At 32.5% G+C, this 22,355-nt stretch carries 17 protein-coding genes, 1 other RNA gene and 1 riboswitch; of the genes, 17 read left to right on the forward strand and 1 reads right to left on the reverse strand.

Annotated features, from left to right (window positions below):
* The first annotated feature begins 18 nt into the window (after positions 1-18).
* The 11 genes from rnpB (at position 19) to purD (ending at position 15,287) form a co-directional block, all read left to right on the forward strand.
* An RNA gene (gene rnpB, locus ACWJKP_RS07650) (RNase P RNA component class A) lies at positions 19-404 on the forward strand.
* Positions 405-582: 178 nt separating this feature from the next.
* A riboswitch (glycine riboswitch) is annotated at positions 583-712 on the forward strand.
* A gap of 145 nt (positions 713-857) precedes the next feature.
* The gene (locus tag ACWJKP_RS07655) at positions 858-2,201 is read left to right on the forward strand and encodes an alanine/glycine:cation symporter family protein (RefSeq protein ID WP_165414744.1); all 1,344 of its coding nucleotides are present in this window, start codon (positions 858-860) and stop codon (positions 2,199-2,201) included.
* A 189-nt stretch (positions 2,202-2,390) separates the two neighbouring features.
* Positions 2,391-3,809 carry an IS1182 family transposase gene (locus ACWJKP_RS07660; protein ID WP_224578821.1) on the forward strand — a complete coding sequence of 473 codons (1,419 nt, stop codon included), beginning with the start codon at positions 2,391-2,393 and terminating at the stop codon, positions 3,807-3,809.
* 320 nt (positions 3,810-4,129) lie between these two features.
* A complete protein-coding gene (locus tag ACWJKP_RS07665; protein WP_165412155.1) occupies positions 4,130-7,924 on the forward strand; it encodes a phosphoribosylformylglycinamidine synthase in 3,795 nt (1,264 codons plus the stop codon).
* 254 nt (positions 7,925-8,178) lie between these two features.
* Positions 8,179-8,658 carry a 5-(carboxyamino)imidazole ribonucleotide mutase gene (purE, locus tag ACWJKP_RS07670; protein ID WP_165412154.1) on the forward strand — a complete coding sequence of 160 codons (480 nt, stop codon included), beginning with the start codon at positions 8,179-8,181 and terminating at the stop codon, positions 8,656-8,658.
* Positions 8,659-8,711: 53 nt separating this feature from the next.
* Positions 8,712-9,419, forward strand: coding sequence for a phosphoribosylaminoimidazolesuccinocarboxamide synthase (gene purC, locus ACWJKP_RS07675; protein ID WP_165412153.1), 708 nt, complete (start codon positions 8,712-8,714; stop codon positions 9,417-9,419).
* 60 nt (positions 9,420-9,479) lie between these two features.
* Positions 9,480-10,904: an amidophosphoribosyltransferase gene (gene purF, locus ACWJKP_RS07680; RefSeq protein WP_187351403.1), complete on the forward strand. Its 1,425-nt coding sequence runs from the start codon at positions 9,480-9,482 to the stop codon at positions 10,902-10,904.
* Positions 10,905-10,913: 9 nt separating this feature from the next.
* A complete protein-coding gene (purM, locus tag ACWJKP_RS07685; protein WP_165412152.1) occupies positions 10,914-11,912 on the forward strand; it encodes a phosphoribosylformylglycinamidine cyclo-ligase in 999 nt (332 codons plus the stop codon).
* Positions 11,900-12,520 carry a phosphoribosylglycinamide formyltransferase gene (gene purN, locus ACWJKP_RS07690; protein ID WP_165412151.1) on the forward strand — a complete coding sequence of 207 codons (621 nt, stop codon included), beginning with the start codon at positions 11,900-11,902 and terminating at the stop codon, positions 12,518-12,520. The genes purM and purN overlap by 13 nt, the downstream gene beginning before the upstream one ends.
* A 2-nt stretch (positions 12,521-12,522) precedes the next feature.
* Positions 12,523-14,025 carry a bifunctional phosphoribosylaminoimidazolecarboxamide formyltransferase/IMP cyclohydrolase gene (purH, locus tag ACWJKP_RS07695; protein ID WP_165412150.1) on the forward strand — a complete coding sequence of 501 codons (1,503 nt, stop codon included), beginning with the start codon at positions 12,523-12,525 and terminating at the stop codon, positions 14,023-14,025.
* Positions 14,026-14,036: 11 nt separating this feature from the next.
* The gene (gene purD / locus ACWJKP_RS07700; RefSeq protein ID WP_165412149.1) at positions 14,037-15,287 is read left to right on the forward strand and encodes a phosphoribosylamine--glycine ligase; all 1,251 of its coding nucleotides are present in this window, start codon (positions 14,037-14,039) and stop codon (positions 15,285-15,287) included.
* Positions 15,288-15,339: 52 nt separating this feature from the next.
* Here purD and ACWJKP_RS07705 read toward each other — a convergent pair whose 3' ends face one another.
* Positions 15,340-16,092 carry a TSUP family transporter gene (locus ACWJKP_RS07705; protein WP_165412148.1) on the reverse strand — a complete coding sequence of 251 codons (753 nt, stop codon included), beginning with the start codon at positions 16,090-16,092 and terminating at the stop codon, positions 15,340-15,342.
* Between the two features lie 293 nt (positions 16,093-16,385).
* On the opposite strand from ACWJKP_RS07705, the gene ACWJKP_RS07710 reads away from it, so the two are divergent.
* The 6 genes from ACWJKP_RS07710 to ACWJKP_RS07735 all read left to right on the forward strand — a co-directional run bounded on the left by ACWJKP_RS07710 (position 16,386) and on the right by ACWJKP_RS07735 (position 22,350).
* Positions 16,386-16,724: an RDD family protein gene (locus tag ACWJKP_RS07710; protein WP_165412147.1), complete on the forward strand. Its 339-nt coding sequence runs from the start codon at positions 16,386-16,388 to the stop codon at positions 16,722-16,724.
* Positions 16,725-16,741: 17 nt separating this feature from the next.
* Positions 16,742-18,100 carry a 23S rRNA (uracil(1939)-C(5))-methyltransferase RlmD gene (gene rlmD / locus ACWJKP_RS07715; RefSeq protein WP_462961478.1) on the forward strand — a complete coding sequence of 453 codons (1,359 nt, stop codon included), beginning with the start codon at positions 16,742-16,744 and terminating at the stop codon, positions 18,098-18,100.
* A gap of 349 nt (positions 18,101-18,449) precedes the next feature.
* A complete protein-coding gene (locus tag ACWJKP_RS07720) occupies positions 18,450-18,950 on the forward strand; it encodes a GNAT family N-acetyltransferase (RefSeq protein WP_165412145.1) in 501 nt (166 codons plus the stop codon).
* A gap of 95 nt (positions 18,951-19,045) precedes the next feature.
* On the forward strand, positions 19,046-19,654 hold the full coding sequence (locus ACWJKP_RS07725) for a GDSL-type esterase/lipase family protein (protein ID WP_165412144.1): 609 nt from the start codon (positions 19,046-19,048) through the stop codon (positions 19,652-19,654).
* A 126-nt stretch (positions 19,655-19,780) separates the two neighbouring features.
* On the forward strand, positions 19,781-20,167 hold the full coding sequence (locus ACWJKP_RS07730) for a hypothetical protein (RefSeq protein ID WP_165412143.1): 387 nt from the start codon (positions 19,781-19,783) through the stop codon (positions 20,165-20,167).
* Positions 20,168-20,394: 227 nt separating this feature from the next.
* Positions 20,395-22,350 (forward strand): DNA gyrase/topoisomerase IV subunit B, encoded by a 1,956-nt coding sequence (locus ACWJKP_RS07735; protein WP_165412142.1) that lies wholly within the window; start codon positions 20,395-20,397, stop codon positions 22,348-22,350.
* The last annotated feature ends 5 nt before the right edge of the window (positions 22,351-22,355 follow it).

Raw genomic sequence — 22,355 nt, forward strand, 5'->3', positions numbered from 1 at the left:
ATGATATCATTGGTTTTACGAGTAAGCCAGACAATCGCTGCTAATTATTGCGTGCGATAATTAGGAGAGGAAAGTCCGAGCTCCATAGGGCAGGGTGCTGGATAACACCCAGTGAAGGTGACTTTAAGGAAAGTGCAACAGAGATATACCGCTAAAGGCATTCAAAAGTTTAGTTTTTCTAAATTTTTGAATGTACTAGCAAGGATGGAAAGGCGAGGTAAGAGCTCACCAGCGCAATGGCGACTTTGCGGCTATGTAAACCCCACCTGGAGCAAGATCGAATAGGAGAACATTATGAGGCTGCCCGTCTCGTTCTCGGGTGTATCGCTTGAGCCTATTGGTAACAATGGGCCTAGATAGATGATTGTCTAATACAGGACTCGGCTTATAGGCTTAGTCGTACCAAAAAACACTCACTTTATAGTGAGTGTTTTTTTATTGACTAAAAATGAATAATATGGTATAGTCATGCGAAGTATTACAAATTAATAATTTCGGGTGAAGATATTTGGAGAGAGATGTATAACATCCACCGAAGAAGTTAAACTTTCAGGTATCCATTTTTGGAGAAGTACTGATATCGGACGAACCTCTGGAGAGACTTATATAAGCACCGAAGGAGAAAGCTAAACATTATTTAATTACATATTATTTATATGCAATTAAATAGTGCATTAGTGAAACTCTCAGGTAAAAGGACAGGGTTATTTTCAAGAGGTCATTTCATTTTGATCTCTATTTTTTTGCGTGTTTTAAAAAATAATGGTCTCACAGAGTATTAATTGGTATAAATATATTCTTTACACAAGAAATTTTTTATCTGAAAAAATTTTAATAACTAGAAGGAGCGTGTGTTTATGGACTTTTTATCAATTATTAAAGGTATTAACGGTGTTTTGTGGGGGTATGTACTAATATTTTTGTTATGTGGTACTGGAATTTATTTTACGATAACGTTAAAATTTGTTCAAGTAAGAAAATTTAAAGATGCATTTAAAAAGACTTTTGGAGGAGTTAAATTCGGAAATAAAGCAGGAAAAGATGGAATGTCATCCTTTCAAGCAATGACAACTTCAATAGCGGCTCAAGTAGGAACAGGAAATTTAGCAGGAGCCGCAACGGCTATAGCATCAGGAGGACCGGGTGCTATATTCTGGATGTGGCTAAGTGCTTTCTTTGGCATGGCAACTATTTTTGCGGAAGCAGTGCTTGGTCAAAAGTACAAACAGACAGTTGACGGTGAGGTGACGGGAGGACCTGCTTACTATATTAGTAAAGGCCTTGGGAGTAAAAAGTTGGCAGCATTTTTTTCAGTAACTATAATAATTGCATTAGGATTTATAGGAAATATGGTGCAATCTAACTCAATAAGTGCAGCAATAAGCTCAAATACCAATGTTCGTATATTCATTGGTGTGATAGTTGCAGCATTAGCGGGTATGATTTTTATTGGAGGAGTAGGCCGAATTGCAGCCTTTACTGAAAAAGTAGTTCCATTTATGGCTATATTTTATATATTAGGTAGCTTAGGAATCATTATAATGAATTTTGCTAATTTAGGACCGGCATTTAAAATGATATTTGTAGGAGCTTTTAACCCTAAAGCGGCTACTGGCGGTTTAATAGGAGTTGGCGTAAAAGAAGCTATGAGATACGGCATTGCAAGAGGTTTATTTTCTAATGAAGCTGGAATGGGGTCAACACCACATGCACACGCAGTTGCAAAAGTTAATCATCCAACTGAGCAGGGACTCGTTGCAATAGTATGTGTATTTATTGATACCTTTATAATTTTAACATTAACTGCACTTGTTATATTAACTACAGGAGCATTAGATGGAAAAACTACTGGTATAGCGTTAACTCAAAAAGCTTTTTCGAATGGTATGGGAAGTCTTGGAGGTCCCTTTGTAGCTATAGCGTTATTTTTCTTTGCTTTTTCTACCATAGTAGCCTGGTATTTTTTTGGAGAGGCAAATGTTAAATACTTATTTGGGAAAAAAGCGTTAACGATATATAGAGGATTAGTTCTTGTGTTTATAGTATTAGGTGCAGCTCTAAAGGTTGATCTAGTTTGGGAACTCGCTGATACTTTTAATGGATTAATGGTTATACCGAATTTAATTGCATTATTAGGTCTTGGAGCTTTAGTTAAAAAGACTTTGAAAAATTACGAAAATGATTTTGAAAAGAAAAACTAAATTTTATAATTTACGTTTTAGAATAAAACAGGATGGCATATTTATGCCATCCTCAGACCGTTGACAAACATAAAATGTAAAACACTCTAATTTAAAATTGGAGTGTTTTTTTCATATTCAAAAAGGATTTTAGGACATCAATGTCGAATATATATAGTATACAAACTTTATAATTCGGAGGGCATTATTATGATTAATGAAAAGAACTTCACACAACAAAAACTAGAAATGGTGTATTTAGAAGATTTAGTTCCTAAAGACCATATTCTGAGAAATATAGATAAATACATGGATTTCTCTTTTATAAGAGAACTGACTAAAAAATATTACTGCTTAGATAATGGAAGACCTGGCGTAGATCCTATTATACTTTTTAAAATGCTGTTTATTGGGTACTTATTTGGAATAAAATCTGAACGACAACTTGTAAAGGACATTGAAGTAAATGTGGCTTATAGATGGTTTCTAGGACTAAGTCTTACTGATCCTATTCCAGATCATTCAACAATTAGCCAAAATAGACGTAGACGGTTTAAAGGTACAGATGTGTTTCAAAAAATATTTGACAAAGTAGTATTTAAGGCTATAAATCTTAAGATGGTAACCGGTAAAATACTTTACACAGATTCTACACACCTAAAAGCAAATGCTAATAAGCGAAAGCTTGTGAAAATTGAAGTTGAAAAAACGCCGAAAGAATATATAGCTGAACTTAATAAAGCAGTAGAAGAAGATAGAATAAACCATGGTAAAAAACCTTTAAAAGAAAAAGAACCTGTTACCAAAATAAAAGAAACTAAAGTTAGCACAACCGACCCTGACAGTGGATATATGATGAGAGATGGCAAGCCGGAAGGCTTCTCATATTTAGATCACAGAACTGTCGATAGCAGACATAATATAATTACTGATGTGTATGTTACTCCTGGAAACATAAATGATGTTGATCCTTATATCGATAGATTAGATGTGCAAATAAAAAAGTTTAATTTTAATACAAAATATGTTGGTGCAGATGCTGGTTATGCTACAAATCTTATATGTAAAAAACTATATGAGAGGGAATTAAAATCTGTAATGGGATACCGTAGGTCTCCACATACAAAAGGAATGTACACAAAAAATAAATTCCAATATGTTAAAGAGCAGGACATTTACGTATGCCCTGACTTAAGGGCTTTACATTATAAAACAACAACAAGAGAAGGATATAAAGAATATGTTGGTAATGCAAAATATTGCGACATATGTCCAAACAGAGCTCAATGCTTTTCTGCAAAAAGCAAGTTTAAAACTATTAGAAGACATGTTTGGGAAACGTATAAAGAAGATGTTGTAAAGTTCACCAGAACAGATAAAGGCAGAAATATATATAGAAGAAGAAAAGAAACTATAGAGCGAAGCTTCGCAGATTCAAAACAACTGCATGGGCTTCGCTATTGCCATATGCGTGGATTAGAAAATGTGCAAGAGCAGTGTCTGCTTACAGCAGCAGTGCAGAATATGAAAAAGATAGCTAGCCTGCTATCTTTACTGTTTTTTGATTTTCTAACTAAGAAGATAGTTGTTATTTTAAATTTATCCATAACTCAAAATGCTATCGCATAATTGCATGTAAAAAGCCCAGTATAATAAAAAAATTATACTGGGTTTGTAAACAACCTGAGGATGGCATATTTATGCCATCCTGTTTTTTTTGTTAGTATTAAAACAATAAAAGTATGGAACTTATTAAGATAAGAAATTTCATAATTACTATACGTGTTAAATTTCGTAATTTAATAATATTATAGAAAAATTAAAAATCACTTTATTATAAAATATGCTTTTATAATTAGACGAAGTATATTATAATGTGATTATAACGAATTATAATATAAAATCATTGCTTAATATTCGTATAAATTTAAATTTTGGAGGTATTAATCATGAAAAATAAGATATATAGGTTATATGTAGAAAAAAAAGCGAACTATAATGTTGAAGGTGAAAAAAGATTAAGAGATATAAAAACAAATTTAGGTATATCGAACTTGGATGGGCTTAGACTAGTTAATAGATATGATGTTATGGGAATAACCAAGGAGCAGTACCTAATGTCAAGGAATACAATATTTTCTGAACCTACAGTAGATCAGGTTTATGATGAAGAGTTAGATATTCAAAAGTACGATACTGTATTTGCTATTGAATTTTTGCCTGGACAATATGACCAGAGGGCAGATTCAGCTGCTCAATGTATACAAATTTTAACTCAAGAGGATAAACATATAGTTAAAAGTGCAAGAGTTATAGTGTTAAAGGGAAATATTACTAATGACGAACTAAATAAAATTAAAGAGTATTGCATAAATGCTGTAGACTCAAGAGAAGCAGAGTTGGGAAAACAGAATGATTTACAGCAAAGGTTTAATGAGCCAGAACAAGTAAAAACAGTAGAATCTTTTATTGAGATGAATGATACGGATTTAAAAGAGTTCTTAAAAAGTAATGGACTTGCTATGAGCTTTGAGGATTTGAGATATTGTAGAGATTATTTTAAAGAAACTGAAAAGAGAGACCCATCTATAACGGAGATAAAAGTTATAGATACGTATTGGTCAGATCACTGTAGGCACACAACTTTTAATACTGTAATTGATGATGTTTACATAGAAGATGGTAAATATTCTAAACCAATTAAGATGGCTTACTCGGAATATTTAAATACTAGAGAGTTTGTTTATGATAAATCAAATAGGGACGTAACACTTATGGATATGGCTGTTATTTCCATGAAAGATTTAAGGAAACAAGGGAAATTAAAGGACCTTGATGTTTCAGATGAAATAAACGCCTGCAGTATAATTGTGGAAGCAGACATTGAAGGAGAGAAGGAAAAGTGGCTAGTAATGTTTAAAAATGAAACCCACAACCACCCTACTGAGATAGAACCTTTTGGTGGTGCAGCTACTTGTCTTGGTGGATCAATAAGAGACCCATTATCAGGTAGAAGTTACGTGTATCAGGCAATGCGTGTTACTGGCTGCGGTGATCCAAGGGCGAAAATTTCAGATACAATAAAAGGCAAACTTCCTCAAAGAAAAATAACACTTGAAGCTGCTCATGGATTTAGTTCTTATGGAAATCAGATAGGACTTGCTACAGGACTCGTTTCTGAAGTTTATGATGAAGACTTTGTGGCTAAAAGAATGGAAGTAGGGGCAGTTATTGGAGCTGCACCTTATAAGAACGTAGTTCGGGAAAAACCAATGGCATCTGATGTTGTTATACTTCTTGGTGGCAAAACAGGACGTGATGGATGCGGAGGAGCTACGGGGTCATCTAAGCAGCATAGCGAGAGCTCAATACTAACTTCAGGATCAGAAGTTCAAAAGGGTAATGCGCCTACAGAAAGAAAGATTCAAAGATTATTTAGAAATCCAAAGGTTACGACGCTTATAAAAAGATGTAATGATTTTGGTGCAGGCGGAGTATCCGTAGCTATAGGGGAACTCGCAGATTCACTTATAATAAATTTAGACAAAGTCACTAAAAAATACGAGGGCTTAGATGGTACGGAGCTTGCTATATCAGAATCCCAAGAACGTATGGCTGTTGTTGTTAGGCGCGAAGATGCTATCGTATTTATAAAGCTAGCAGAAGAAGAAAATTTAGAAGCTGTAGTGGTGGCGAAAATAACTGATGATAATAGGCTTAAAATGGTATGGAAGGGAAAAACTATTGTTGATGTGAGTAGAAGTTTCTTAGATACAAATGGAGTTAATCAGCGTATTAATGTAAAAGTAGCAGCACCTAAAGAGAATGAATACTACTTTTCAAAAAATTCAAAATGGAGCGAAGGTAATTTAAAATCAATAAAAGATTTATGGAATTCTAATCTATCAGACTTAAATGTTTGTAGTCAAAAAGGATTAGCTGGGAGGTTTGATAGCACAATAGGAGCAGGAACGGTGTTAATGCCTTTTGGTGGAAAATTTCAGAAAACACCAATTCAGTCCATGGTAGCAAAATTACCTGTACTTCGCGGAGATACAACCACTGGTACAATAATGTCCTATGGGTACGATCCTAAATTATCAAAATGGAGTCCATTCCATGGAGCTGCTTATGCAGTAATAGATTCTGTAGCAAAGGTAGTGGCTAGTGGTGCTAATTATGAAAATATTAAACTAACATTTCAAGAGTATTTTGAAAAATTGTCAAAAGAACCGTATAAGTGGGGTAAACCATTTTCATCACTTTTAGGGGCATTACATGTACAAAAACAATTCAGCATAGCGGCTATTGGTGGAAAAGATAGTATGTCAGGTACATTTAATGATATGAATGTACCACCAACGCTTATATCCTTTGCTGTCGATGTTATAAATACAGATAAGGTTATATCTCCAGAGTTTAAAAATGGAGATAGTCAGGTTGTTTTAGTTTACGCAAATACTTGTGAAGGTGGATTACCTGATTTTGGAGAGCTTCGTCAAAACTATAAATTGGTAAAGAAGTTAATAGATAGTGGCAACGTGTTATCAACCTATGCAGTAGGGATGGGAGGTCTGTCAGAAGCTATATCAAAAATGTGTTTTGGTAATAAAATAGGATTTGAATTTAAAGAGGATATTCAGGTGGAAAGCATATTTAAAGAGGATTATGGCAGCATTGTAATGGAAATAGATAAATGCACGCTTTCAGAGCTAATTAAAGAGAATTTAAATATTAAGATACTTGGACATACTCAGGTAGAACCATTTATCAAAGTCTTAGGGGAAACTATTAGTCTAGAAGAAGCGTTAAGTAATTGGGAAGGACCTTTAGAAAGTGTATTTAGCACGAAAGTAAATACTAGTAAATTAAATATCAGAAATGATAAAATTTATGCAAGTGTTGAAAATCCAAAATTCAAATCGGCTCCTGCAATTAAAATAGCAAAGCCTAGAGTTATAATTCCTGTGTTTCCGGGTACTAATTGTGAATATGATTCTATGAGAGCCTTTGAAAGGGCTGGAGCTGAAGTGGAAATTATGGTAATAAAGAATCTATCATCAAGGTATATTGAAGAATCTATAAAAGCTATAGCAGAAAAAATAAAAAGCTCTCAAATTGTTATGCTTCCAGGTGGATTCAGTGCTGGTGATGAACCAGATGGGTCTGGTAAATTTATTGCTACATTCTTTAGAAATCCTATAATACGCGAAAGCATACATCAGTTATTAAAAAATAGAGATGGGTTAATGCTCGGAATATGCAATGGCTTTCAAGCCTTAATAAAACTTGGGTTACTTCCCTTTGGCGAAATAACGGATATAACACAAAACAGCCCAACCTTAACGTATAATGAAATTGGTAGACATGTATCTTGCACAGTGCAAACTAAAGTGGTTTCAACCCTGTCTCCTTGGCTTAGTAATTTAAAAGTTGGAGATGTGCATTCCATTCCAGTATCACATGGAGAAGGTAGGTTTGTAGCAAATGAAGAAGTAATTAAAAAATTATTCGCAAGTGGTCAAGTAGCCACTCAATATGTAGATTTTGACGGAATGCCAAGTTATGATATAAACTTTAATCCTAATGGTTCAATGCATGCTATTGAAGGAATCACTAGTTTGGATGGAAGGGTTTTCGGTAAAATGGGTCACTCTGAAAGAGTAGGCGTTAACACTTTAAAAAATATTATTGGTGAGAAGGATCAAAAGATATTTGAGGCAGGAGTAAATTATTTTAAATAAAAGATAAGAAGCAGTAAGGGTACAAATTGTGCCCTTGCTGCTTCTTTTTTATTTTTTTGGAATTCGGATATAAAAAACTGGTTGAACTTAAAAATGCGAACAATTTATTAATGATAGTAATTAAATGTACATATATGCAGAAGAAACACGAACGATAATAATAAAAATAGCATTAATGAATTGACTTAACGAAAAAAAACTGTTAAGATGAAATTATAAAAGTTGTTATTTAATTACATTGGGGAGGTAATAAAATGAAGGTAGGAATTATTTTTGGAAGTAAATCAGATAAGGATATAATGAAAAATGCAGTGATAGCACTTAAGGAATTTGATGTAGATTACGAAGTACATATTCTCTCAGCTCACAGAGTACCAGAAAAATTAAAAGAAGTAATAAGTGGAATGGAATATAATGGGGTGGAATGTATCATAGCAGGGGCAGGACTTGCAGCGCATCTTCCAGGTGTAATTGCATCACATACAGTAATGCCGGTGATTGGAGTGCCCATTAAAGCGGCTCTTGGTGGTATAGACTCACTACTTTCAATTGTTCAAATGCCAAAAGCAATTCCGGTTGCTACTGTGGGTATCAATAACAGCTATAATGCTGGAATGCTTGCAGTTCAAATTTTATCCCTTAAGTATATTGAACTTAAAAATAAATTAATTAAATATAGAGAAGAAATGAAAGAAAAATTTATAGCAGAGAATGAAGAAGATATAGAATTTTAAAATGAAATTTAAGGAATGCGGGTTATAAATTAAAATTTGAGGAGTGATTGTTAGTGGAAAATTCAGTATTGTTATATGAAGGAAAAGCAAAAAAAATGTTTAGCACAGATAATAAGGATGAGGTCAGAGTATATTACAAAGATGATGCAACAGCATTTAATGGAATTAAAAAAGCTCAAATTGAGAAAAAGGGAATTTTAAATAATAGCATAACTACTATGTTATTTGAGTTATTAGAGAAAAAAGGTATAAAAACTCACCTTATTAAAAAAATAAGCGATAGAGAACAACTTTGTAAAAAGGTTGAAATAGTGCCTCTAGAAGTAATCGTAAGAAATGTGGCCGCTGGTAGCATGGCAAAACGATATGGAATAGAGGAAGGAACTAAGCTAAAAACAACAGTCCTCGAGTTAAGTTATAAAAATGATGAATTAGGTGATCCACTTATAAACGATTACCATGCAGTAGCAATGGGGCTTTCGACTTTTGACGAATTATTAGAAATATATAAAATGGCTTCAAAAATAAATGATATTCTAAAGGAAATTTTCTTTAAAAAAGATATTAATTTAATAGATTTCAAATTAGAGTTTGGGAGATTTAATGGAGAAATAATTTTGGCAGATGAGATATCACCAGACACTTGTAGATTTTGGGATGTTAAAACTGGAGAGAAATTGGATAAAGATAGATTTAGAAGAGATTTGGGTAATGTTACAGAAGCTTATGAGGAAATATTAAGCAGAATAAATAATAAATAAGATATATACAAGAAATAGTGAGGAGGGATTTCTTTGAATAAAGTTGTAGGATTAAACCAAATATCCATTAATGATGAAAATAAGCTAAAAGATGAAGATAAGTTTAAAGAGGAATGTGGTGTTTTTGGGGTTTTTTCACCGGATAAAGACTTAGATGTTGCATCTTTAACTTATTATGGACTTTATGCTTTGCAGCATAGGGGAGAAGAAAGTGCTGGGATAGTATATTCGAATGGAACTACCCTCACTTGTGAAAAGGATATGGGCCTTGTGTGTGATGTTTTTAATGATGAAAAGATTAAACTAATGAAGGGTCATGCTGCCATAGGGCATGTTAGATATTCAACGACAGGAGGCAGTGAAGTAAAAAATGCACAGCCACTTTTAAGTAAATTTAGTCTTGGGGACATAGCTATAGCGCATAATGGTAATTTAGTAAATGAAGATGTCATAAGAGAATTACTAGAGGATTGTGGATATATGTTTCAAACATCCATAGATTCAGAAGTTATATTAAATCTAATTGCTAGAGGCGCAAAAAAAGGCATTGAAAAGGCCGTAGTGGATGCAATACAGGCTATTAAAGGGTCTTATGCAATAGTAATGCTTACAAAGGAAAAGTTAATAGGAGTTAGAGATCAAAATGGTATTAGGCCTCTTTGCATCGGGACAATAGGTAATAATTATATTCTTGCATCGGAAAGTTGTGCACTTGATGCAGTAGGTGCAGACTTTTTAAGAGATGTAAAGCCTGGTGAGATAGTAATAATAGATAAAAATGGACTTACATCAATTAATTTTGCGGAAAAAACTAAAAATGCAACTTGTTCATTTGAATATATATATTTTGCAAGACCAGACAGTACTATTGATGGGATTAATGTGTACACTTCAAGAGTGGCAGCTGGAGAACAGCTATTTAAAGAATCACCAGTCGATGCCGATATGGTTATAGGGGTTCCAGATTCAGGTATGGCCGCAGCAATAGGATATTCTAAAATATCTGGAATACCTTTTGGAATGGGTCTTATAAAAAACAGATATGTAGGTAGAACCTTTATAAGTCCCACTCAAGAAATTCGGGAAAGGGCAGTGTCTGTAAAACTAAACGCATTAAAAATAAATGTAGAAGGTAAAAGAGTTATTCTAATAGATGATTCAATAGTTCGCGGAACCACAAGTAAAAGATTAGTTGAAATATTAAAAAAAGCTGGAGCGAAAGAAGTTCATTTTAGGGTTTGCTCACCAGTAGTGAAATATCCATGTTATTTTGGAATAGATACACCTTATAGAAAAGATTTAATTGGGGCGAATACTTCCGTAGATGAAATTAGACAAGAAATAGGTGCAGATAGTTTAGGATATCTAAGCATAGATGGATTATTAAAATCTCTTGGTCATACTGAATTTTGTTTAGGGTGCTTTAATGGTACATATCCAGTATCAGCTCCATATGAAAATGAAAAAGAAAGATTAGAAAGGTAGGGGATATTCATGATAACTTATAAAGATGCAGGTGTTAATATTGAAGAAGGATACAAATCAGTAAAGCTTATAAAAGAATATGCGGCAGCCACATTTACAAAAGGTGTTTTAAACCATTTAGGAAGTTTTGCTGGTATGTTCGAAATAGGCGAGGGTTATAAAAATCCTATTTTAGTTTCTGGCACTGATGGAGTAGGTACAAAACTTGATATTGCATTTAGAATGAATAAATATGACACTGTAGGAATTGATTGTGTTGCTATGTGTGTAAATGATGTCCTTTGCAATGGTGCAAAACCACTTTTCTTTTTAGACTATATAGCTTGTGGTAAATTAGATTCTAAAGTATCATCACAACTGGTAAAAGGTGTATCTGATGGATGTATTCAATCAGGATGTGCACTTATAGGTGGTGAAACTGCGGAAATGCCAGGGTTCTATAGAGATGGGGAATATGATATGGCGGGATTTACTGTTGGCATAGTGGATAAACACAAAATTATTGACGGCTCTGCAATCAAAGATGGGCATTCACTTATAGGTATTGAGTCAACAGGTCTTCATAGCAATGGGTATTCATTAGTTAGAAAATTAATACCAGATTTAGATATTGATTTTAATGGTGAAAAGATTGGAAAGACACTTTTGACCCCAACAAAAATTTATGTGAAAACTATATTAAGTCTTTTAGAAAAATTTGATATAAAGGGAATGGCACATATAACAGGTGGTGGTTTTTATGAAAACATACCTAGAATGTTTAGTGAAAAATTCACAGCAGTGGTAGATAAAAACAGTTTTAATACTCCAGATATTTTTAGGCATCTTATGTCTCTCGGGGTAACGCAGGAACATATGTTTAATACATATAATATGGGAATAGGATATGTATTATGCGTTGAAGATAAGGATACTTTAAAGATTATAAAGACAATTAATGATTTAGGGGATAGAGCATATAAAATTGGGCACGTTGAAGCTGGGGGTGCAGGAGTTTGCTTAAAATAGCTGTACTGATATCAGGGAGCGGAAGCAATCTTCAAGCTATAATAGATAATATAGAAAGTGGATACTTAAACTGCTCTATAGAAGCAGTAATTAGTGATAAAAAAGATGCATATGGCATAGAAAGATCAAAATCTAAAAATATAAAAACATATATATTAGATAGAAAACAGTTAGGTACTGGGGTTTCAGATGAAATATTAAGAATTGTCAACGGAAAAGTAGATCTAATAGTGCTCGCTGGGTTTTTATCTATACTTCAAGGGGAACTTCTTTGCGTATTTAAAAATAAAATTATTAATATTCACCCAGCGCTTATTCCATCTTTTTGTGGGGAGGGAATGTACGGTATGAAAGTTCATGAAAAAGCTATAGAATACGGTGTTAAAGTTTCAGGATGTACAGTCCACTTTGTAGATGCTGGTACAGACTCAGGACCAATTATAATTCAAAAAGTTGTAGAGGTTTACAGCGGCGACACGGCAAAAGATTTGAAGCTAAGGGTTCTAAATGAGGAACATAAAGCACTACCAGAAGCTATTAAATTAATAAGTGAGAAAGAAATAGAAATTAAAGGAAGAAAAGTATTGGCTATTGGAAAGGTGGAGTAATAATGATTAAAACAGCACTTATAAGTGTTTTTGATAAAGAGAATATTTTAGAACTTGCTACATCCCTTCAAAAAAGTGGAGTAGAGATTATATCTACAGGTGGAACTTTTAAGTACTTAAAAGAAAATGGCATAAAAGTTTCGGAAATATCTGATGTTACAGGATTTGAAGAGATATTAGGTGGAAGGGTTAAAACATTACATCCAGTTATTCATAGTGGAATACTAGCAGTGAGAGATAATGAAGAGCATATGGCAACTATAAAAGCTAAAGGAATAAAACCTATTGATATGGTAGTAGTTAATCTTTATCCTTTCTTTGATAAAGTATGCGAAGAGATAAATTTTCAAGAGAAAGTTGAATTTATTGATATCGGTGGACCAACTATGCTAAGGGCAGCAGCTAAAAACTTCAAAGATGTTATTGTACTAAGTGACACAACAGATTATCAAAATATTATAAAGAAAATGGATGCTAAAGAAGAAGTGGATTTAAAAACTAGAAAATATCTAGCAGGCAAAGTGTTCAATTTAATATCAGCTTACGATGCGGCAATAAGTAATTTCTTACTGGGTGAGGATTCATATCCAGATTATTTGGCTGTTTCTTATAAAAAACAAATGGATTTAAGATATGGTGAAAATCCTCATCAAAGCGCAGCTTATTATGTATCGGCTGCAGGAAATGGAGCAATGAAGGATTTTAATCAATTAAATGGCAAGGAATTATCTTATAACAATATAAAGGACATGGATATTGCTTGGAAGGTAGTCTGCGAATTTGATGAAATTGCTTGTTGCGCGTTAAAACACAATACCCCTTGCGGCGTAGCTACTGGTAGCAGCGTACTTGATACATATAAAAAGGCATATGAATGTGATCCAATGTCTATTTTTGGGGGCATTGTTGCTTTTAACAAAAAGATAGATAAAGAAACTGCAAAAGAACTTATAAAGATATTTTTAGAGGTTATTATTGCACCAGAGTTTGATGAGGAAGCATTACTAGTTTTAAAAGGTAAGAAAAATTTAAGAGTCATAAAATGTTTAAGTAAAGCAGTTGGCACAAAAAATATTGTTAACGTCGATGGTGGAATATTGGTACAAAGTTCAGATGATAAATTAATAGATGATATAAAAGTAGTTACAAAGAAGGGCCCAACAGAAGATGAAATGAAAGATTTGATATTTGCCATGAAAGTAGTTAAGTATGTTAAATCAAATGCTATTGTAGTGGTTAAAGATGGGGTTACTAAGGGGATTGGTGCAGGTCAGGTAAATAGAATATGGGCAGCAGAGCAATCATTAGAAAGGGCAGTAGATGCTACAATAATGGCATCAGATGCATATTTCCCATTTGGAGACGTTGTGGAGCTAGCTGCAAAATACAGCATAAAAGCAATTATACAACCAGGTGGATCTATAAATGATCAAAAATCAATAGATGCATGTAATGAAAATGGAATTTCCATGGTGTTTACGGGCACTCGACATTTCAAACATTAGGAGGCTTATTTATGAAGGTATTAGTTATTGGTTCTGGAGGACGCGAGCATGCTTTAGTATCAAAGGTTGCAGAGAATTCCATTGTCGAGAAGGTGTATTGTGCTCCTGGTAATGGTGGCACATGCAGAGAAAATAAGTGTGAGAACATTAATATTAGGCAAATAGATGAGCTTTTAGCATTCGCTATAAAAAATAAGATAGATATCACAATAGTTGGATCAGAGGAATGGCTTGTACAAGGTATAGTAGATAAGTTTAAACAAAAAGGACTTAAGATATTAGGTCCTAGTGAAAAAGCGGCAAGGCTTGAAGGTAGTAAAGCTTATTCTAAAGAATTTATGAAAAAATATGGTATAAAAACAGCTGTATATGAAGTTTTTGAAAATGAGAATGAAGCTATAGGGTATTTGAAAAACTGTGAATATCCTATAGTAATTAAAGCAGATGGCTTGGCAGCAGGTAAAGGAGTTATTATATGTAATGACTTTACTGAGGCTGAGAAAAGCATAAATGATTTTATGGTATTAGATATATTTAAAGGTAGCGGAAAGAAAATTATAATTGAAGAGTTTTTAGAAGGCGTAGAATCGTCGATACTCTCCATAACAGATGGAAAAGTTATAATTCCTTTTGTATCTTCAAAAGATCATAAACAAATATTTGACGATGATAATGGACCTAATACAGGAGGTATGGGAGCTATAGCACCAAATCCATATTGTAATAAAGAGGTATTAGATGAATTTTATGAAAATATATTAAAGCCTACTCTTAAAGGAATTCAAGAGGAAAAAATGGATTATACGGGCATAATATTTTTTGGTATAATGATAACGAAAAAGGGTGTATATTTGCTTGAATATAATGTAAGGTTTGGAGATCCTGAGACGCAAGCGGTCCTTCCACTTATGAAGAGTGATTTTACAGAGCTTGTGATTAGTGCTATAGAGGGGGAACTTAAAAACTTTAATTTAGAATGGAATGAAGGATATTCTTGCTGCCTAATTGCTGCATCGGAGGGTTACCCTGGTATTTATAATACAGGATTTGAAATAAGTGAGCGTAGTAAATTAGAAGGTAAGTTATTTCTAGCAGGTGCAACATGCGATGATGGTATTATGAGGACGGCTGGTGGTAGGGTTTTGGGAATAACAGGTCTTGGTCAAACACTTAAAAAAGCAAGGGAAATAGCTTATGATGATATGAAGAAAATTCAGTTTGATGGAATGTACTATAGAATGGATATTGGGATATTAAAATAACAAAAAAGGTAGATGATTTATAAATCATCTACCTTTTCATTATGTAAGATTATTAAAAAATGCTTATAAGCATTTTCACGGCAACAGCTAAAGACATGGTTACAAATATAGGTTTTATAAGTTTTGAACCCTTATTTAATGCAACGGTTGTACCCACTTTAGCCCCTAAAATCATAGATATCGCAGCAGGTACTCCTATCATGTAATTTATTTTACCACTTATGGCAAACAAAATTAGGGCTGTAATATTGCTTATAAAGTTTAAAATGCGGGCATTAGCGGAAGATACTACAAAGTTAAACCCGAAGATACTTATAAATCCAAATACTAAAAAAGAACCAGTTCCAGGACCGAAAAAACCATCATAAAAACCTAGAGAGAGAGCAAGGATTATACCGTATATAACATTTTTTTTAGTAAGTCCTTGAAATTTATCTTCAAGTCCTAAAGATTTAGAAAAAAGAGTATAAATTCCGATAAATAAGATGAGAATTAATACCAACCCATTTAGAAATTTTTGGTCTATATTTAGTACTGTTCTAACACCTAACATTGCACCTATGAATGTAAAGGGAATAAGATATTTTAAAAGTTTAAAATCAGCCTTGCCTGATTTTATAAATCCGAGAGAACTAGTAAAAGAACCAGCAGTGGCACTGAATTTGTTAGTGCCAAGCACCATGTGAGGAGGCAGACCTGCAAGCATAAAGGCTGGGACGCTTATTAAACCACCACCCCCTGCTATGGAATCTACAAAGGATGCTAAAAAACCAGCTATGCATAGAAGAATAATTTTAGTAATCATATGGCACCTACCTAATTTTTATTATTTAAGAATGAATATAAAGTCCTACTATTAATATATATGATTTCTAAGATGTTGTAAAGGAATACAGTGATGATTTAAGTCAAGTAATAATCAAAATAGACTAGCATACTAATTTGTAATTTATTTGAATACTCCTTAATAGCCTATTGATTTATATGTAATATATACGTATTATATATAGATGGGATTAAAAAATTATAAATATTTCTCTAATGCGAAATTAACAAAATAAACTTTATGAAAATAATATAATATGGGGAGGATTTAAAATGGTAGAACAAAATGAAAAAACAATTGAAGCGGATAGTAACAAACAGGGTATTAGATGTGGAAATTCAAATGAGGTCAAAGCTATTAAACCTACTTTTGTAGATGCTTTTACAGCTAGCCTTATAGATTTGATAGTTATAGGGGCAATATCAACAGTAGGAGTATTTGTGATAGATGCGGTGATTAAATTAGCAGGATATGCTGTAGCTCAAAAGTTCCAAATGTCATTTGTAATCTTTATGGTTGTTATGGTACTATACATGAGCATTATGGAAAGTGGAAAAACGTCTGCTACATTTGGTAAGAAAGTATCTGGACTAATTATTACAAAAAGATAGGAGTTTGAGAAAATAATATGCAAAAAAGAAAAGAGTATGAATTTAATATAGAAAACTTAGAATTTCCAGCACAAGGCATAGCATTTTACGAAGGTGAAAAAGTTTTAATAAAAAATACATTGCCAGGTCAAAAGGTAATTGCTAAAGTAGCAAAAAAGAAAAAAGATGTAGTAGAAGCAAAGCTTGTAAAAGTTCTTGAGGATGTAGACTACAAAATTGAGCCTCCTTGCAAGATTACAGATTTATGTGGAGGATGTAGTCATCAATTTCTTTCTTATGAAAAACAATTAGAATTTAAAAAACAACAGGTGTTAAAGTTGTTTGAACAAGCAGAAATAAAAGATTTTGAGTTTCTAGGTATAGAAAAGAGTCCTGAACAGTTCGAATATAGAAATAAGATGGAATTTACATTTGGTGACTTTCGAAAGGGTGAAGAATTAACTCTAGGAATGCATACCAAAGGAAGAAGCTTTAGCATAGTTACTGTTGATGATTGTAGAATAGTAGATGTGGATTTTAGAGAAATTCTGAAATTAGTATTAAACTATTTTAAAGAGTTAAAATTGACACACTATAATGTAATGGGACGTGAGGGATATTTAAGAAACTTAGTTATTCGAAAGGCACAAAATACTGGTGAAATATTAGTAAATATAGTAACTACATCTCAAGTAGATTTTGATTTTAGTGAAATAACTAATATGCTTAAGGAATTAAAATGTGATGGAATCATTACAGGAATAATACATACATTTAATGACTCATTATCAGATATAGTTCAAGCTGATAAAACTGAAACATTGTATGGAAGAGAATACATTATGGAAGAATTATTAGATCTTAAGTTCAAAATTAATCCTTTTGCTTTTTTTCAAACAAATACAAAAGGAGCAGAAAAGCTTTATAGCTTAGTTAGAGATTTTTTAGGCGAATCAGAATCAAAGGTAGTATTTGATTTATATTGTGGAACGGGAACTATAGGACAAATTGTTGCAGCTAAAGCAAAAAAAGTTTTGGGAATAGAATTAATAGAAGAAGCGGTTGCTGCTGCAAATGAAAATGCAAGAATTAATAAATTAGACAATTGTGAGTTTATAGCAGGGGATATAGCGAAAGTTATTAAAGAGGTAAAAGATAAACCAGATAGCATTATTCTAGACCCTCCAAGAGCTGGAGTACATCCTACAGCATTAGATTATGTAATAAAATTTGATGCCAGGCACATAGTTTATGTTTCTTGTAACCCTAAAAGTCTAGTAGTTGATCTTAAGGAAATGATCAACAGAGGATATAAGGTGCAAAAGGTAATACTAATGGATATGTTCCCACACACTCCTCACATTGAAACTATTGTAGATATAGTAAAAGTTGTGTAGCAATATATATCAAGGGCTAAGGTAGAACTAAGGAGTGAATTTCCTTAGTTCTATTTTTTTGCTTTTTTTAGGGGCGAAGCCAGATAAAAACTCGGAATAAATACGCCGAAAATCCGTATTAGTCAGTAGTTAATTATTGTATAAAATGTTATAATTTATTTATAGAAGTTGTTTTAAAAGCGTAATATTAGGCATAAAGATTATCTGAAAGGTAGCTGTCACCTTTCAAAAATTAGAAATAAACTTTCAATAATGAGTACATCAATCAGTAATCTACGAATTAATATAAGCTAATAAATGGAGTTCTTAAAACTTGTAAAAAAAATTACTTATATATTAGGGGGGGAATATGATTCGATTAAGACCATATAAATTAAGAGATTCGCAATATATTTTAAATTGGTTTAACGATGAGTTAACTTTCGCACAATGGTGTGCAGATAAATTCACATATCCATTAACTAAAGAGCAATTGAATCAGTATTATCATAATTATGAAAAGGATGATAATGCGTGGATAATGAGTGCTCTTAATAAAGAAGGAACACCTGTAGGTCATTTTTTGATGCGTATGGCAGACTATCAAAATGAAAGCATCCATTTAGGATTTATTATTGTAGATTCACAGATTAGAGGAAAGGGGTATGGAAAAGAGATGGTATCTTTAGCCATAAGATATGCTTTTGACATATTAAAGGTAAAGAGAGTTACTTTGGGTGTATTTGATAACAATCTTTCTGCTCATTATTGCTACAAAGCAACAGGCATTGTAGATGAAAAGTATAATGAAGGGATCTTCACGTATGGAAATGACAAATGGGGGATTTATGATATGTCAATAGAAAAATAATTATCCCCATTATGTGCAAATGATTTAATTTAGGATATATGTAGCACTTTTAATTGTAGACCTTCAAAATGCATTAGTAATGAGGAGAGAATTAAGTGAGTATAGTATGTATTGGAGATAGTTTAACCTTTGGCTATGGAGTTAATAAATCAGAAAATTGGGTTAGACTTATAGCTAAAAGAATAAAAGAAAAAATTATTAATAAAGGGATACCGGGAGACACAACGTACGAAATGAAAGAAAGGTTCAGAAAAGATGTTGTTAATTACAATCCATCAAGGGTTTTAATTATGGGAGGAACAAATGATATATTTTCAGAAGTAGGTATTGGTACTATTTTTAAAAATATAAAAAGCATGGTAGAAATGTCTGAAACAAATAATATAGTTCCAATAATACTAATACCATTACCGGTTAAAAAAGATATTTCAATAAAATTAATGTTTGAGGATATGGATTATGCAAAGGTTAATAAGCAGTTAGGAGAGCTGCGAAATTTATTAATTAAGTATGGAAATGAAAAAAGCATTATATCTATAGATTTAGGAAATATTATACCAAAGACCATAAATATAGAAGAATATTTTTTAGCTGATGGAATACATGTATCAAAAGAAATTCATAAAGAAATGGCTGAAATAATATATAAAAAAATTTTACCAATTAAAGAGAGGAAATTAAAAATTATTACTATAAATAATTAGATTGAAAAATAATATATTTAACATGAGCACAAGCACAATTATTTCTGTAATTCAATTAAAACATGTACCCTTTTTTATTTGAATGGCATATTAAAGTAGTATAAACTCAAATAAGGAGGGTACGTGATGGTAGAGATAATTACACAATATGTATTAATAGTGCTTTTAGTAATGGGACTTGGGTATTTAGCTTATTTGTTAAAAGAAAAAGGTGTAAATATTAAGGATGACTATTTTGGTCTTGCTTATATAATACTTGATTCTTTAACAGCTGAAGAATCCACACCTGAAAATGCTAAGAAGATTATTAGAATTGTTTCAAAAGCAGTGCAATATGTAGAAACTAACTATAAAAACAACAAAAATACCCTTAAAGAAGAAGAAGCTCTTAAAATTGTGAAAGAAGAAATTAATTTACTGAATTTTCATAGTAATGTAGATGATGAAAGCGTAAAATATTTAATAAGATTAGCTGCGGCATTATTGCCACCAACTAATAAAAAAATAGATTGAGCATATTGGTGACTAAAATTAGAGCGAATTACTGTATTGACCAGTAGAAAAAGCTTATTCTGCCGGTCAATATTTTTATATAAAATTGGGTAAAAACAATATAAAAAAATAAAAACTCCTCTGAAAACAGAAACTAATGTTCTGATTTTTTATATAAATCCCTTTACCTTTTGCTAATAAACATATAAAATAACAAATGTATGATAAAATTTTATTGGAGGATTTTTATGAGTTTTGATAAAGAAGAAATTCAAACATATGATGTAACAGACTTAACTTCTCTAGAAAAGCTGGAGCCTGTGAGAATAAGGCCTGGTATGTACATAGGGTCTACAGGCAGCAAAGGTCTACATCATTGTATATGGGAGATTTTAGATAATTCTATAGATGAGATAGCTAATGGCTACGGCGATAGAGCTGAAATTATATTAAATAAAGATAAAAGTGTCACTATTGTTGATAATGGTAGGGGTATTCCAACAGGAATACATCCTATAAAAAATAAATCTGGTGTAGAAATGGTATTTACTGAGCTTCATACTGGCGGAAAGTTTAATAATAAAAATTATAAAACTTCTGGTGGACTTCATGGTGTTGGAGCAGCAGTTGTAAATGCATTATCAGAATGGTTACTAGTTGAAGTAAAACAAAAGGGGAAAATTTTTACTCAAAGATTTGAATATGCTTATGATGCTGAGCTAAAAAGACTTATGCCAGGTACACCGGTAGGTAAGCTTGAAATCATAGGAGAAACAAAAAAAACAGGCAGTAAGATTACTTTTATGCCGGATAAAAATGTATTCACTACTTTGGAATTCAGTTACGATTTTATTGATGAAAGATTACAAGAATTGGCGTTCCAAAACAAAGGAATTACATTAGTGTTTAAAGATAAGAGAAAAGACGGAAACATCATGAAGGAATATTACTCTGACAGGGGTCTTCTAGATTTTATTGATTATTTAAATGAAAGCAAAACGCTTCTTCACAAGGACCCTATATTCTTTCAAGGTGAAAAGGAGATAAATGGGATACAATTGTATGGAGAAATATGTATTCAATTTACTGATTCTACTACAGAATACATTGCGAGCTATGTCAATAACATACCAACTACAGAATCTGGAACTCATGAAACTGGATTTAAAACAGGGATGACAAGGGCTTTTAAAGAAGGAGCTAAAAAGCTTAATCTTTTAAAAGAGAAAGATAAGGAATTTGAAGGTGACGATTTGAGAGAAGGCATGACAGCAATAGTTAGAATTAAAATAAGTAACCCAATCTTTGAAGGCCAAACTAAAAGCAAACTAGGAAATAATGAGGCATACAGCATGATGAATGAATTGTGTTATGTTAAAATTTTAGAATGGATAGAAGACAATAAAGAAATGGCTACTAACATAATAAATAATGCACTGTCTGCCGCATCTAGGCGGGATAAAATAAAAAAGATTAATGAAGCGGAAAGAAAAAAAGTAGGTAAGGGAGCAGCTCCTCTTGCAGGGAAGATTGCAGTATGTACAATAAAAGATTCAAATGTTACAGAATTTATAGTAGTTGAAGGAGATTCAGCTGGTGGAAGTGCTAAGCAAGCTAGAGATAGAAGGTTTCAATCTATAATGCCATCAAAAGGTAAAATTATGAATACAGAAAAGCAAAAGCTAGAAAATGTACTAGCTAGCGAAGAGTTAAAAATATTCAACACTGCCATTGGAACAGGAGTTTTAGATAATTACCATGAAAAAGATTTAAAATATGATAAAATAATTATTTTAAGTGATGCAGATGTTGATGGCTATCATATTAGAACATTATGGATGACGTTTATTTATAGGTATATGAGGCCACTAATTGCAAAAGGTCATCTTTATATGGGAATGCCTCCACTTTATAAGGTTTATAGGAACACGAAAAATGGCGAAGTGGCTAAGTATGCATATAGTGATGAGCAATTAGCTGAGACGAAAAAAGAAATTGGGAAAGGGGCTTTTATCCAAAGATATAAGGGGCTTGGAGAAATGAATCCAGATCAACTTTGGGAAACTACACTAAACCCAGCTACAAGGACGCTTCAACAGGTTACTATAGAGGATGCAGCAAAGGCTGAGAAGATGGTTTCACTTCTAATGGGCGATGTTGTTGCACCTAGAAAAAATTATATGTATAAATATGCTGAGTTTTAACGGGG

This window comes from Clostridium sp. CM037, from assembly GCF_055081095.1.